The organism is Psychrobacter sp. Choline-02u-9 (assembly GCF_002836505.1).
Lineage (GTDB): Bacteria > Pseudomonadota > Gammaproteobacteria > Pseudomonadales > Moraxellaceae > Psychrobacter.
Genome location: NZ_PJBF01000046.1, coordinates 1 through 14,057 on the forward strand (window position 1 = coordinate 1; position 14,057 = coordinate 14,057).

Sequence of the window (14,057 nt, forward strand, 5' to 3'; positions counted from 1 at the left end):
GAGCGTATCTGTTAATGCTTTTCTTGCCATAACTTGTATTTCTCGCATCGACTCAATAGATGCGGTATTGTAACTATTATTTAGGGCTTATCCAATTGAAGACACGCCCTAGTATTCTATAGATAACTAGCTATTAACATCCTACCTAAGTAGTCTATTTATTAACATCAGCTTCTTTCGCATTGCCGCCTAGTTCATCATCTTCAAGAGGCGCGGCAGTGGTTACTTCCGCTAAGCTGTCTGGGGCAGTATGCTCACTTGGGTTGATTTCTTCTGCAAGCTTTTCAATCTCTTTTTCCTGCTCGTCCATCTTGTTCAATGAATTACTCATACTAGCTCCTGAATTATTATTTTGTGGACTAACTGTCGTTGCACTCATCGATCATAAGACGTGCAAACTATAAACGTATTAATGCCACCCTATTACAGGCGGCATATTAAAAACTTACTTGTCTTCTTTCGCGCTTTCTAAATTAGCTGCGATACGTTCTGCTGCTGCTTCGCTATTTTCATTGTGATTGTCTTCAGTTTGACCTTTAAGTGCTGCTTCTGCTGAATCAGAACGTTGTTGCTCAAGTTTAGTATCGTTTGGGTTAGAGTTTGACATAATATTTTCCTTAGTTATGGTTATAAATATTAATTGTACAGAGTTAAGATTTAGTAGTACTTAATTAAATTTTTTTAGTTAGAAGCCAAAATTCTAAGATAATGCTTTATCTATGGCATCAACAAAATTAGGAATATCGTCTGGGTTACGCGAGGTAATAAGATTGCCATCTACTTGTACTGTCTTATCTACGTAGTTTGCTCCAGCATTTTCTAAATCTAGTTGCAAAGTAGGATAAGCGGTAAGGGTTTTGCCTTTAGCAATACCTGTATTGATGAGAGCCCAAGGAGCATGACAAATAACAGCTAGTGGCTTTCCTGCTTCATTTATAGCATTGATAATTTGATGAGCCTTTTCGTTACCACGAATAGTATCAGCGTTGACAGTACCACCTGGTAACACCAATGCATCATAGTCAGAAACGTTAGCATCTTCTACAAAGATATCAGCAGTAAAAGTATCACTCTTATCTACGTCTTGCTGCATGGCTTGCACTTCTTTTTTATCATTTGTTGTTATGAGAAGTGTTTTATAGCCTTTGTCTTTTAGCTGATTATTGACGTCTTCATACTCTGCTTGTTCAAAGTGGTTATGTAGTAAAAAAGCGATCGTTTTCATAACTTTCCTTCTTCTTATCTATTAGTTTTTGTGAGCCAGTATATTTTTATAAGTTAGTTTTATTATTGTTTGGCAGTACATTCTCCTTTGAACTATTTTATTTTTGTTCAAATGCGTCCTTTCTGCATTGGTTTTTACTTTTAATTGTTTATCGTTTTAGTTATTAACCTTATGGCAATTTTTTATTTTTATAATATTTGTCCGTTTTATTTTTTAACTCAGCATTCCCTATCTGATGAATCTAGAGTACAAAAAAAACAGGTTTCACCATAGGCGAAACCTGCAATAAAATGTGACGGTATGTGATTAGTGTAAACTATTAGTAAATCAAGCCAATATTAGGTGGTAGTTTCTCTATTTAAGTAGCATTGATGAAAACTTTACTATTAGCGCTGAATCAATTTCTTAGGTTGTAGACGTCCGTTTAAGCTCACAGACCCCAAACCGAGAAATTCTCCCTGCTCATTGAGTAGACGTATATCAATAGGTATTTCATGCTCTAGGAGCTGAGGCGCATCATCAAGTCCAGTATCAGCTTTACCATTGGTGCTAGCGTTACCATCAATACCGACAGAGCTATTCTTAGACAGCTGGTCAGAAACCATTCTAGCAACATAATCCTTGAGCTTACCTGTTAGCTCATCAAATACGTTTAAGCGTTGCCCCATATGTACGCGGGCGCATTGTTCCTCTGTCAGGGTTAGCTCAGCATCGATATCAATACAAGCATCGATGGGCAGTAGCCAAGACTGACGCTCCTCTAAACTATGCCCTTCTAACGATGATAAAGCGATCGCATCATCTATGCTGAAGTTACCTACCTGTGTACGGCGTAATGCCGTCAAATGTCCTAGCGTACCTAGCTGCTTTGCAATATCTTCCGCTAATACACGTACGTAAGTACCTTTAGTACAAGTAACCGTTAGACTCATCTGGGTATCATCTATCATCTGTAGGTTGATTGCTTTAATCGTGATATCTCTAGGCGGCCTATCAACCTCAATACCTGCACGAGCATATTCATACAGTTTTTTACCATCTTTTTTTAGCGCTGAATACATCGGTGGTATTTGCTGCTGAGCACCCAAAAACTGCTGTGCAATAGTCGCCAATGATGCTTCGTCAAATACGGGAATAGAAGCCTGCGTTACGATTTGGCCATCAGCATCACCAGTATCGGTTTGACTACCTAGCAAGATAGTCGCTTGATAAGATTTATCAGCATCCAGTTGATAATGGCTAAACTTGGTGGCTTCACCCAAGCAAATAGGCAGCAGGCCAGTTGCCATCGGATCAAGCGTCCCTGTATGCCCTGCCTTTTTACTATCGTGTATCGGTGATTTAAATAAATACTTCACTTTTGACACGACTTGCTGCGAGGTCATACCTTTGGGTTTATCCACCAATATGACACCTGAAACTTTTACTTTTTCAGGTGTCATATTGGCTTTTTTATCAACTTGCTTAGACGCTATAGACATAATAATAATTTACTCGTCATTCTCGTTTTGCTCAGTTTTAGTCACGGCCTTACTAATCAAGTCCATCATGTAGTTACCACGAGCAGTCACTTCATCATAATGAAAACGTAGGCGCGGCGTAGTACGTGTCTTTAAGCTATGGCTTAATTCTGTACGCAAGAATCCTGCCGCTTTATTTAGTACTTTGATGCTTTCTTCATGATTGGTCTTGTTCATAGCATCATTGAGCTCAGGCTCCATGATAGTGACATAGACGTCCGCATAGCCTAAATCTGGGCTAACTTTGACGCTAGAGATCGTGACAAAACCCGTTAGACGAGGGTCATTGACTTCATCGCGAATAAGAACAGCAAGCTCACGCTGAATCTGATCCGATAATCTTTGTAAACGTTGGTTCATGTTATTACCTTACTTTAATGGGCTTATTTTATTACTGTATAAGTCTGCTGATTAATAGATGTTGCACTGATATGTGCTAAAAAAGGCCTAGCAGGATGTACCTGTTAGGCCTAAGTACAGCTGGATATTAGCAAAGTATCTAAAAGCTCAGCGGATTACGCATATTGCATTAATACATACTCTGCTATCGAACAACAGCTTTAGATAGTACGTGCGAACTCTTGGATTTCAAAGACTTCGATCTTATCGCCAGCTTCAACATCATAGCCACGAACGGCCAAACCACATTCCATACCAGTACGTACTTCGTTAACGTCTTCTTTATAACGACGCAATGATTGCAATTGACCAGTAAAGATAACTTGATCATCACGCAATACGCGGATAGGTTTGTTGCGATAAATTGTACCTTCGACCACCATACAACCAGCAGCAGCACCAAACTTACTAGAACGGAATACTTCACGAACGTCTGCAACACCAAGGATTTTCTCGCGATGTTCAGGAGCAAGCATACCGCTCATTGCTGATTTAACATCATCGATCAAACCATAGATTACGCTGTAGTAGCGAATATCCATGTTAGCAGTGTCTGCTTTACGACGTGCGGTAGCATCTGCACGAACGTTGAATCCTAATAGTACCGCTTCACTAGATTCTGCAAGGGTTACGTCAGACTCAGAGATAGGACCAACGCCTGAACTAATCACTCTGACTTTTACTTCGTCAGTAGATAATTCGTTTAGGGCAGCTAGTAGTGCTTCAAGTGAACCACGTACATCTGTTTTCAGTACGATATTCAAGAATGACACATCGCCTTGGCCCATCTGATCAAACATGCTTTCCAAACGCATGGCATTTTGACGCTCAAGTTGACGCTCACGCTCACGGTTGGTTCTAAAGTCCGCAACTTCACGAGCTTTTTTCTCATCCGTCACAACTAGGAACTCGCTACCAGCAGCAGGTGTTTCAGGCAAGCCCAAAATCTCTACAGGGATAGACGGACCAGCCGACTTGATACGTTGGCCATGCTCGTCAGTTAGTGCACGAACTTTACCATAGTGCTCACCAGCTAGAACCAAGTCGCCTTGCTTCAATGTACCTTTCTTAACTAAGACACTAACAACAGGACCACGACCTTTTTCAAGTCTTGATTCAATGACCACGCCTTGTGCAGCACCGTCTAGTGGCGCTTCTAGCTCCATTAGCTCAGCTTGTAAGCTAATAAACTCTAGTAAGTCGTCAATACCTTCACCAGTTTTGGCAGAGATACGTGCCATTGGTGTGTCACCGCCCCACTCTTCTGAGATGACTTCTTTCGTTGTCAATTCATTGAGAACACGGTCAGGATCAGCACTTGGCTTATCCATTTTATTAATAGCGACAATAATCGGCGTACCAGCAGCACGTGCATGATCAATCGCTTCTGCCGTTTGTGGCATCATGCCATCATCAGCTGCGACGACAAGTACAACAATATCAGTCGCCTGAGCACCGCGTGAACGCATCGCACTAAAGGCCGCGTGACCCGGGGTGTCAAGGAAAGTAATAACACCGCGCTCGGTTTTTACGTGGTAAGCACCGATATGCTGAGTAATACCACCCGCTTCACCATTCGCAACTTTTGTTTCACGAATTTTATCAAGCAATGATGTCTTACCATGATCGACGTGACCCATGATGGTTACGACTGGTGGGCGTGTTTGAACGTTACTACTACGCTCATCAACGGCATCTTGTAGATCGTCTTCCACTTTGGTATCACTGACTGGTACTGGGTTATGACCCATCTCTTCAACCAGCAAACTTGCAGTTGCTTGATCAATCGTGTCTGATTCACGAGCCATTTCGCCCATTTTCATAAGTAGCTTAGTGACTTCGCGAGCTTTAACCGCCATACGCTGAGCAAGATCAGCAACTGAAATTTGCTCACTAATCTCAACATCATAGACGATTTTTTCGACAGGTTTTTCAAACTTATGCTGTGATGCTTGTGTTGAACGCAAACCGTTTTTACGGTTTTTGATCTCACGCTCATCTTGATTCTTACGACGACGACCGCGAGTACCCGTGCTATTTGCACCACGTTTGATTTCGCGACGCTCTTTTTCAAATGATTCTTCTAATGCATCACCGACCAGACCTTCAGCCAATGGTTCATCTTTACGCACTTCAGTAACAGGCTCACGGTCGGTATATTTACCAGCCATTTTACGCATTTGCTCAAGTGTACGCTTTTGTGCTTCTTCAGCTTGAGTACGGCGGGTCTCTAATTCGATTTCACGCAGACGCGCTTCTTCTTTCTCACGAGTTTCGCGAGCTTTACGCTCAGCAGCGGTTTCCACTTTAGGCTTAGTAGCAGCAACTTTTTTCTTTGGCTGTTCTTTAGGCTTAACTTCAACAGTGGCTTTGCTCGCTTTACCGCCTTTTTTAACGACAACTGACGTAGAAATATCATCGTTTTTGTCGTCTGATTTTTTGCTAGAGCCTAAACTTGCACGCATCGCTGCTAAGGTTGCCGCTTGACGCTCTTCCGCTTTTTTCTTAGTAGCGGCGCGTTCTTCAGCTTCTTTGGCTGCACGTTCTTGAGACTCAACCAGAGCCTGCTCACGAGCGGCTAGCTCTTCAGCCATTTTTTCTGGATCAGGCTTTTCAAATACTTTCTTTTTACGCACTTCTACATTGACGCTCTTAGATTTACCAGAAGAGCCGGTCACACGTGCAGTACTGGTCGTCTTAGATTTAAGACTAATACGACGCTTTTCTTGTTGACCATGACTTTGCTTTAAATACGTCACCAGCTTTTCTTGCTCAAGCTCGGTGACTAGGTCATCCTCTGCGCGAGCAGGCAGGCCAGCATCTACTAATTGCTGCTTTACAGCATCTGTAGTTTTGCCTACCATTTCTGCCAGTTCTTTGACGGTCTTATCTGCCATTTATTATCACCTACTGTCTATTATTTGCTATATGTTCAATTCAGTTGTTGGCTACAAATGATTGGGTTAAGGCTGATACTTATAAATAGATATCAGCGCTTTATTCTCAATAGCATATCACCAAAAGACAGCGATATGCAGTTACCGCTTATTCATCGAACCAAGATTCCCGAGCTTTCATGATGAGTTTTCCTGCAGTTTCAGAGTCTAATCCTTCGATATCTTCTAGATCGAAGACGGCTTGTTCTGCCAAGTCATCAACAGTAATGATGTCTTTTTGCGCCATTTTATAAGCCCAACTGACTGTCATACCTTCAAGCTCTTGAAGCTCTTGACTTGGCTCTTTCATGTTCTGTTGTTTGACCAGTTCATCAGCGATGACGACTTCTTTAGCACGCTCTTGAATCATATCAATCGCTTCATCGTCTAGACCTTCGATATCATAGAAAGTCTCAACTGGTACATAGGCCACTTCTTCGATACTGGTAAAACCAATATCAACCAATGCCTGTGCTAAATCTTTATCTACTTCTAGGCGCTCATAGAATAATTCAATAAACGCTTTCGATTCGTTTTGTTGACGTTGCTGATACTCTTCTTCGAGCATCATATTAAGCTTATAGCCCGTTAACTCAGACGCTAGACGTACGTTTTGACCTTGTGAGCCAATAGCACGTGCCAATTGATCATTGGTGCTAAAGATAATATCTGCTGTTTGCGTATCTTCATCTAAAATGATACTGCTTACGTCAGCAGGCTCTAGAGAGCTGATGATAAACTGGGCAGGATCATCTGACCATACCACCACATCAATACGCTCACCGTCTAACTCTTGCTGTACTGCTTGGATACGTGTACCACGCATACCGATACAGGCACCAACTGGATCGATACGATGATCGTTAGTCTTCACGGCTATTTTAGCACGAGTACCTGGTAGACGAGCGACATTACGAATTTCGATAATTTGTTCTGCAATCTCAGGCACTTCTTTTTGCATCAGTGCTGATAGCATTTCAGGATGTGTGCGAGATAACAGTAACTGGGCACCTCGGTTTTCACGGTTTACATGGTACAAGATAGCGTTAATACGCGATTTTGCACGTAGTTGTTCGCGTGGCAACATTTGATCACGTGACAAATAACCTTCGGCATTGTCACCCAAATCAATAATGTACCCATCACGAGTCTGTTTTTTGACTTCGCCATACATCATCTCACCAACACGTGGCTCGAAAGCATCTGCAACTAGTGCACGCTCAGCTTCACGAATTTTTTGGATGATGACCTGTTTGGCTTGAGTAGCAGCAATACGACCAAATTCGATTGATTCAATTTGCTCTTCTTTAATATCACCAATTGACCATTCTTCTTGATCAAGATCGGTGATAGCAAGCTGACAAGCTGGCATTTCATGGTCTTCATCTGCAACCACTGTCCAGTAACGATAAGTATCGTAATCGCCAGTTGCACGGTCGATTGCTACCCGTACAGCCACTTCTGGCTGCTCGGTATATACTTTTTTCTTAGTCGATACCACTAAAGCGTCTTCAATTGCTTCAAAGATATCTTCAGGATTTAAGCCCTTTTCATTACTGACAGTTTCTACTACCGTTAAGATTTCACGACTCATGCTATACCTGTCCTATCATTTTTTAATTGACTTAAATTTTATAATTTGGGTGCTGCTATTATATAGTTGCTATAAGCCACATAAGCTATTGGAAGATAAAACTGTCTATAAACAGTTACCCTAGTAAAAATCTAGGCATCTTCATAAATCAAATTGGCTTTATCAATATTACTTAGTGCAATCTCAAACTGCTCGCCATCACTTGACGTCAGTTTTAAAGAGTTTTCATCAATACTATCTAAAGTGCCTGTGGCTTTACGACGTTTTTGATCACCTGTACCGATAGCTTGAATCAGACGCAAGCTCACAGTTTGACCAACATACGCATGCATTTGCTCATCTGAGAAAAACGCACGATCAAAACCAGGCGAAGATACTTCTAAGATGTACTCACCAGCGATAGGATCATGAACTTCTAAGATACCGCTTACTTGGTGATTTACTGCCGCGCAGTCTTCAATCGTTACTTGTTTATCTTGGGCTTGCTCTTCTGGCAATGCCTCAATATAGATACGTAGTAAAGAGCGACGACCTTGTGGCGCAAACTCGATACCCCATAGTGATACATCACAAGCGGCCACAGCAGGGGCAATAATATTAGTCAGTTCTGCAACTTTAGTCGAAAGCTTCATAATCTCTTTGTATTTTCCTATTCACTTATCTATCGTACTTAATAAACCGTATTAAAGATTGACTCTTATCTATATATAGCAATCTTATAATGATCAGAATCACGGTCAGTATATAATTTTAAATCACAAATATATGATACATATTGTGCATTTATATAGGGACGAGCGTAAAAAACATCAAGCTCGGCCAAACAATGCTTTTATTATTTATAAAGCACTACTATCGATAAAAGTATGAGGAATAAAAGATAGTGTTGCTTAAGAAGCATCGTGCCGGTAGCGGCCGATGATGACCAGTGACGAGTAATATCGTACTCTATAGACTTAGAGCTTAGCATAAGTAGGATAGATACCGCGATAACACTGACCTTCAGATACAAAAAAACCCACAAACATAATGGTGGGCTAATCGGTACTGACAAATTTAGTGTACAAAACATCAGTATAAAAAGTGGTAGCGGGGGCTGGATTTGAACCAACGACCTTCGGGTTATGAGCCCGACGAGCTACCAGACTGCTCCACCCCGCATCAATCTAGAACGCATATTATAGGGAGGTTTTGTAGAAGTGTCAATACTTTTTTTAAATTAATTATAAAATAAGTATTATCTGCTAAAAATCCAACCTGACGCTATGCTACGTCTGTAAAACTTGGTGCGATTGGGGGGACTTGAACCCCCACAGCTTTCGCCACCACCCCCTCAAGATGGCGTGTCTACCATTCCACCACAATCGCATTGTACTGCTCTGTCTCTATCGTCCAGTCTATAATCAATGATGCTTAAGGTAGGCATCTATAGAATAGGAGTTGCGAAAACAGGAAAGCATTGTAAATCTAACCTACCAAAATAGCAAGCGCTGCCTACTTAAAAGAGGGTTACTCAGGATTTTGAGTCAATGGACGCGGCGTTTGCGGTGCTGAAACTGGCGCATCTAGACGAAACTGATCTTCTGCTTGCTTACGAGCATGAACAGCAAGTGTCATACTCGTAATAAAAAATATGACCGTTAGTACTGCCGTAGCACGCGTCAAAAAGTTAGCAGTACCTGCTGCGCCAAATACTGTACCTGATGAACCGGCACCAAAAGAAGCTCCAGCGTCTGCCCCTTTACCATGCTGTATCAGAATCAAGCCGATCATGGCAATGGCCACAATAATATGCAGGGCTAATATAAACGTAAACATGGTGGCCTCTTTTGCCGCGTAATGACGACTGATAACGGAAAATAAAACGTAAGGTTAATAGAATGACAATCGGCATGATCAAATGCCAGATCGACTATATAAATAAGGCGCATTGTACACGATTGCAAGGGCAGTGTTAAACCTACTTTTACTAACCGATAAAACCATACTGTCTATAAGCTATGATCTTGATATCTGAGCGTTATTTATTCATTTAAGCATTGGCTTGGTTAAAGGCATCGGCAATCGCTAGGAAGCTCTCTGCTTTTAATGAGGCGCCGCCCACTAATGCACCATCAATCATAGCGTCAGAAGCAAAGCTATTGGCATTATTAGTATTAACACTACCGCCATACAGCACGGTAATCGTATCTGTTATATCAGCAAAGCTTGCAACCGTCTGCTTGATATACTGATGAGTCTTACTCACTTCTGCCACAGTAGGCACTTTACCTGTACCAATGGCCCATACAGGTTCGTAAGCGATGAGCAGATTTTTAGATAACGATGATGCTAAATCTGGCTGCTGAGTCAGTAAGTCCTTAATAACCGAGAGTTGCTCATTGATAACGTCGAGTGTTTGACCATTGTCGTACTGCTCTTGCGTTTCGCCGATGCAAAACACCACACCTAATTTCTGAGAAAACGCATGAGACAATTTGCTTATCAGGCAATCATGAGACTCTTTGTGATATTGGCGACGCTCAGAGTGGCCAAGTAGCGTCCAAGTAGCACCTGCATCTGCTACCTGCTGTGCTGAACAGTCACCTGTATAGGCTCCTGTACTTGCACTATAGGTACTAACGTCCTGTGCGGCACAGAGTATTGAGCTATCTGCTAGACTCGTACTCACTGTATTTAAATGAACACAACTTGGCGCTACCATTAATTTACAGCGGTTTTTTGACACCTGCGAGTTGGCTTGTTCTTCAGTATTAACTTTAGTCAATAAGTCGTCCAATAGTGCATTGACAGCACTGTTAGTCGCAGGATTCTGTTTCCAATTGCCAATTACCCAAGCTTGCATACTTATTTACCTTGTCTCATGTATTCATGCCAATTCGGCTAATATGCGCGTCAGTATAACAAATAATTCGTAAGTGCTATAGTAGCGTGCCACCATGAGCAGAATCACTTCTGCAAACTTATCTACAGACAATACATCAATAGACCGTTATTTTTACGAGCTAGTCGTCTAATGGTATATATAATTTTTTCAAACTAAAGTAAAGTTCTATACTACAGAGTTTATAAAATCAAATATTGTTGCTGGTTCTATATATAGATATACAGGTAGATAAGATAAACAAAGCAAAACAGTTATAGTGAGTTATCAACTAGCAACGACAAGTATATAGCGTGCAATACCAAGCAAGTCTACAGAATATTTTGTATCAAAGGAGAGGTTATAATGTCTATCGCAACCAGTAAGTACGGCGGTCTAGCACAGCAACTGATTAGCGACGGTGTCGTTAGTGAAGCGAATATGAAGACGGCACAGATTGAGTCGCAGCAGCAGCAAATAGGACTGGTACCCTATCTAGTAGACAATAAACTGGCCGATGCTTATCAACTTGCCCAAATGCTATCCCAAGCTTTCGGCGACCCTCTATTCGATCTTGATGCATTAAATGTTGATGTTATTCCAAAAGACTTGGTTGATGAAAAAATCGTTCGCAAGTTTAATGCATTACCACTCTTTAAACGAGGACAACGCCTGTTTGTCGCACTAAGTGATCCCACACGCGTTGATGCTATTGATGCGATTGCCTTTAATTCTCGCCTGTCGATAGAAACCATTGTTGTCGAAGAAAATAAGCTTAAAAAGCGTATTGAAAGTGCATATGCAGATACGATGCAAAGCTTTGATAGCTTTTCTAATAGCGACCTAAATGTCGACTTTGAAGATGGTAATGAAGATAAAGAGGATGGTGAGACTCAGCTGAATGACGGCGTCGATGAAGCACCTGTTGTAAAGTTCGTCAATAAAATGTTGGTAGATGCTATCCGTATGGGTGCTTCTGATTTACATTTCGAGCCATATGAAAAGTCTTTCAGAGTACGATTTCGTGTCGATGGCGTCATGCAGAAAATGGCTAATCCACCAGTTCAACTTGCAAATAAAATTGCAGCACGTCTCAAAGTCATGTCTCAGATGGATATTTCAGAACGTCGGGTGCCGCAAGATGGGCGTATTAAACTAAAAATTTCTAAAAATAAAGCGATTGATTTCCGGGTAAACTCATTACCGACGTTATTCGGTGAAAAGCTTGTTTTGCGTATCCTTGATCCATCATCAGCCATGTTAGGTATTGATGCATTGGGCTATGAACCAGATCAGCAGGAAATGTTTCTAGAGGCATTACACAAACCGCAGGGCATGTTGCTTATCACTGGTCCTACTGGTTCTGGTAAGACCGTATCACTTTATACTGGTATCAATATCTTAAATACTGGCGCAACCAATATCTCAACGGCTGAAGATCCAGTCGAAATTAACCTTGAAGGAATTAACCAGGTCAATGTTAACGCCAAAGTTGGTCTCACGTTTGCCAATGCACTCAAGTCTTTTTTGCGTCAAGACCCTGATATTGTCATGGTTGGTGAGATTCGTGACCTTGAGACTGCTGAGATCGCTATTAAGGCAGCACAGACTGGACATATGGTTCTTTCTACTTTGCATACCAACTCAGCGCCTGAAACATTAACGCGTCTACGCAACATGGGCGTCGCTTCTTTTAATATTGCCACGTCAGTCAACCTAGTCATTGCTCAACGATTGGCACGACGTCTCTGTAAGAACTGTAAAAAACCTATTAACATCCCGCGTCAGAGCTTATTAGAGATTGGTTTTACCGATACTGATTTAGATAACACTGATAATATCATTTATGAACCAGTCGGCTGTAATGAATGCCGTGAAGGTTATAAAGGCCGTGTAGGTATCTATGAGGTGATGAAGGTCAGCCCTGATATTTCACGCATTATTATGGAAGATGGTAACGCAATAGATATCAAAGACGCTGCCATCAAGAATGGTTTCCGCGACTTGCGACGTTCTGGGATCTTAAAAGTTTTGCAAGGTGTCACGAGTATTCAAGAAATGATGCGGGTGACTTCTGAATAATAAATAAAATTTATATTATAAGTCTTAGTATTCTAACTATTAGTTGGTAACTGATTTATAAACCAGCAATGTCCTTTATCTTATATCTTTAAAAATAGAACAGATAAACACTGGTTTTTTACGCTAAAATAAAGTATGCCTGACTGGTATTTTAAGTCTGGTATTCTATTGTAAATTTACAATATATATTGGACAATTTTGAGGGTAGTAATATGGCAAAAGCTAAGACCGACATGTTATTAGATTTCGTTTACGACGGTGTGAACCGACGCGGGCAGAAAGTTAAGGGAGAAACCACCAGTCGTAACTTAGAGCTAGCGAAAGCAACCCTACGTAAACAAGGCATCACGGTTAAAGGGATTAAGAAAAAACCAAAACCTCTTTATACCTTCAAAAAAGCAATTAAAGCCATTGATATTGCTATTTTTGCTCGGCAGTTGGCAACAATGATGAAAGCAGGTGTACCGTTGACCCAGTCCTTTGAGATTGTCGCCGACTCGCTCGATAATCCAAGTATGAAAGACTTAGTATTGAAAATAAAAGCAGATATTGAAGCAGGTGGCACCTTTGCCTCTTCTTTGCGCAAACATCCTCGTTATTTTGATGATTTATTTTGTTCACTTGTTGAATCAGGCGAACAATCAGGTGCACTTGAGACGATGCTTGAGCGAGTCGCTACTTACAAAGAAAAGAGTGAGCTTCTGAAAGCAAAAATAAAAAAGGCAATGAAGTATCCTATTGCCGTTATCGTGGTTGCTATCATTGTTACTATGATTCTATTAATAAAAGTAGTACCTGTGTTCTCTGACTTATTTAGTTCATTTGGTGCAGAACTACCCGCCTTTACTCAAATGGTTGTTGGCATGTCCGAATGGATGCAGGCATGGTGGTTTATCCTTATCATTGCTATCGGCGGTACAATCATCGGCTTTTCAGAAGCTAAAAAAAGATCTAAAAAATTCCGTGACTTTTTAGATCGGGCTACGCTAAAAGCTCCGATATTTGGCAACATTGCTTATCAAGCGATTATTGCACGTTTTTCTCGTACACTATCTACAACTTTTGCTGCTGGTGTGCCGCTTATCGATGCCCTAGACTCCACTGCCGGTGCGACTAATAATGTTGTATTTTATAATGCCACTCAACAAATCAAGAATGATGTATCCACTGGTCAGCAATTACAGTTCTCCATACGCTCGACCAACTTGTTCCCAAGCTTAGTTATTCAGATGGTTGGCATTGGTGAAGAGTCTGGTAGTTTAGAAGAAATGCTAGATAAAGTTGCTGTCTACTACGAAAACGAAGTTGATAATGCGGTTGATGGTTTGACGAGCTTAATGGAACCGTTAATTATGGCAGTATTAGGTGTATTAGTTGGAGGTCTAGTCATCGCAATGTACTTACCAATCTTCCAGATGGGCTCAGTAGTAGGATAATG

The 14,057-nt window shown here is 41.2% G+C and carries 12 protein-coding genes and 2 tRNA genes; 2 read left to right on the forward strand and 12 right to left on the reverse strand.

Annotated features, from left to right (window positions below):
* Positions 1-154: 154 nt before the first annotated feature.
* From CXF69_RS14310 to tpiA, 12 genes are all read right to left on the reverse strand, one after another.
* Positions 155-331 carry a hypothetical protein gene (locus CXF69_RS14310; protein WP_180952659.1) on the reverse strand — a complete coding sequence of 59 codons (177 nt, stop codon included), beginning with the start codon at positions 329-331 and terminating at the stop codon, positions 155-157.
* A gap of 114 nt (positions 332-445) precedes the next feature.
* Complete coding sequence (locus tag CXF69_RS14315) at positions 446-607, reverse strand: hypothetical protein (protein ID WP_180952660.1); 162 nt, start codon at positions 605-607, stop codon at positions 446-448.
* A 93-nt stretch (positions 608-700) separates the two neighbouring features.
* Positions 701-1,225 (reverse strand): type 1 glutamine amidotransferase domain-containing protein, encoded by a 525-nt coding sequence (locus CXF69_RS05705; RefSeq protein WP_102078737.1) that lies wholly within the window; start codon positions 1,223-1,225, stop codon positions 701-703.
* Positions 1,226-1,611: 386 nt separating this feature from the next.
* The gene (gene truB, locus CXF69_RS05710; protein WP_102078738.1) at positions 1,612-2,706 is read right to left on the reverse strand and encodes a tRNA pseudouridine(55) synthase TruB; all 1,095 of its coding nucleotides are present in this window, start codon (positions 2,704-2,706) and stop codon (positions 1,612-1,614) included.
* Positions 2,707-2,715: 9 nt separating this feature from the next.
* Positions 2,716-3,105, reverse strand: coding sequence for a ribosome-binding factor A (locus tag CXF69_RS05715; protein WP_102078739.1), 390 nt, complete (start codon positions 3,103-3,105; stop codon positions 2,716-2,718).
* Between the two features lie 200 nt (positions 3,106-3,305).
* Positions 3,306-6,041: a translation initiation factor IF-2 gene (gene infB / locus CXF69_RS05720; RefSeq protein ID WP_102078740.1), complete on the reverse strand. Its 2,736-nt coding sequence runs from the start codon at positions 6,039-6,041 to the stop codon at positions 3,306-3,308.
* Between the two features lie 148 nt (positions 6,042-6,189).
* Positions 6,190-7,674, reverse strand: a complete 1,485-nt coding sequence (nusA, locus tag CXF69_RS05725; protein WP_057757751.1) for a transcription termination factor NusA — start codon at positions 7,672-7,674, stop codon at positions 6,190-6,192.
* Between the two features lie 131 nt (positions 7,675-7,805).
* Positions 7,806-8,306, reverse strand: a complete 501-nt coding sequence (rimP, locus tag CXF69_RS05730) for a ribosome maturation factor RimP (RefSeq protein ID WP_057757748.1) — start codon at positions 8,304-8,306, stop codon at positions 7,806-7,808.
* Positions 8,307-8,758: 452 nt separating this feature from the next.
* Positions 8,759-8,835, reverse strand: a tRNA-Met gene (locus tag CXF69_RS05735).
* Between the two features lie 123 nt (positions 8,836-8,958).
* A tRNA-Leu gene (locus tag CXF69_RS05740) sits at positions 8,959-9,042 on the reverse strand.
* 141 nt (positions 9,043-9,183) lie between these two features.
* The gene (gene secG / locus CXF69_RS05745; RefSeq protein WP_021814138.1) at positions 9,184-9,492 is read right to left on the reverse strand and encodes a preprotein translocase subunit SecG; all 309 of its coding nucleotides are present in this window, start codon (positions 9,490-9,492) and stop codon (positions 9,184-9,186) included.
* 214 nt (positions 9,493-9,706) lie between these two features.
* Positions 9,707-10,519 (reverse strand): triose-phosphate isomerase, encoded by an 813-nt coding sequence (tpiA, locus tag CXF69_RS05750; RefSeq protein ID WP_102078741.1) that lies wholly within the window; start codon positions 10,517-10,519, stop codon positions 9,707-9,709.
* A gap of 384 nt (positions 10,520-10,903) precedes the next feature.
* On the opposite strand from tpiA, the gene pilB reads away from it, so the two are divergent.
* Positions 10,904-12,619 (forward strand): type IV-A pilus assembly ATPase PilB, encoded by a 1,716-nt coding sequence (pilB, locus tag CXF69_RS05755; RefSeq protein WP_102078742.1) that lies wholly within the window; start codon positions 10,904-10,906, stop codon positions 12,617-12,619.
* A gap of 212 nt (positions 12,620-12,831) precedes the next feature.
* Positions 12,832-14,055 carry a type II secretion system F family protein gene (locus tag CXF69_RS05760; RefSeq protein WP_102078743.1) on the forward strand — a complete coding sequence of 408 codons (1,224 nt, stop codon included), beginning with the start codon at positions 12,832-12,834 and terminating at the stop codon, positions 14,053-14,055.
* The last annotated feature ends 2 nt before the right edge of the window (positions 14,056-14,057 follow it).

Coding starts and splice junctions, on each gene's coding strand:
- CXF69_RS14310 (WP_180952659.1), bottom strand. CDS start 331: ATGAGTAATTCATTGAACAAGATGGACGAGCAGGAAAAAGAGATTGAA.
- CXF69_RS14315 (WP_180952660.1), bottom strand. CDS start 607: ATGTCAAACTCTAACCCAAACGATACTAAACTTGAGCAACAACGTTCT.
- CXF69_RS05705 (WP_102078737.1), bottom strand. CDS start 1,225: ATGAAAACGATCGCTTTTTTACTACATAACCACTTTGAACAAGCAGAG.
- truB (WP_102078738.1), bottom strand. CDS start 2,706: ATGTCTATAGCGTCTAAGCAAGTTGATAAAAAAGCCAATATGACACCT.
- CXF69_RS05715 (WP_102078739.1), bottom strand. CDS start 3,105: ATGAACCAACGTTTACAAAGATTATCGGATCAGATTCAGCGTGAGCTT.
- infB (WP_102078740.1), bottom strand. CDS start 6,041: ATGGCAGATAAGACCGTCAAAGAACTGGCAGAAATGGTAGGCAAAACT.
- nusA (WP_057757751.1), bottom strand. CDS start 7,674: ATGAGTCGTGAAATCTTAACGGTAGTAGAAACTGTCAGTAATGAAAAG.
- rimP (WP_057757748.1), bottom strand. CDS start 8,306: ATGAAGCTTTCGACTAAAGTTGCAGAACTGACTAATATTATTGCCCCT.
- secG (WP_021814138.1), bottom strand. CDS start 9,492: ATGTTTACGTTTATATTAGCCCTGCATATTATTGTGGCCATTGCCATG.
- tpiA (WP_102078741.1), bottom strand. CDS start 10,519: ATGCAAGCTTGGGTAATTGGCAATTGGAAACAGAATCCTGCGACTAAC.
- pilB (WP_102078742.1), top strand. CDS start 10,904: ATGTCTATCGCAACCAGTAAGTACGGCGGTCTAGCACAGCAACTGATT.
- CXF69_RS05760 (WP_102078743.1), top strand. CDS start 12,832: ATGGCAAAAGCTAAGACCGACATGTTATTAGATTTCGTTTACGACGGT.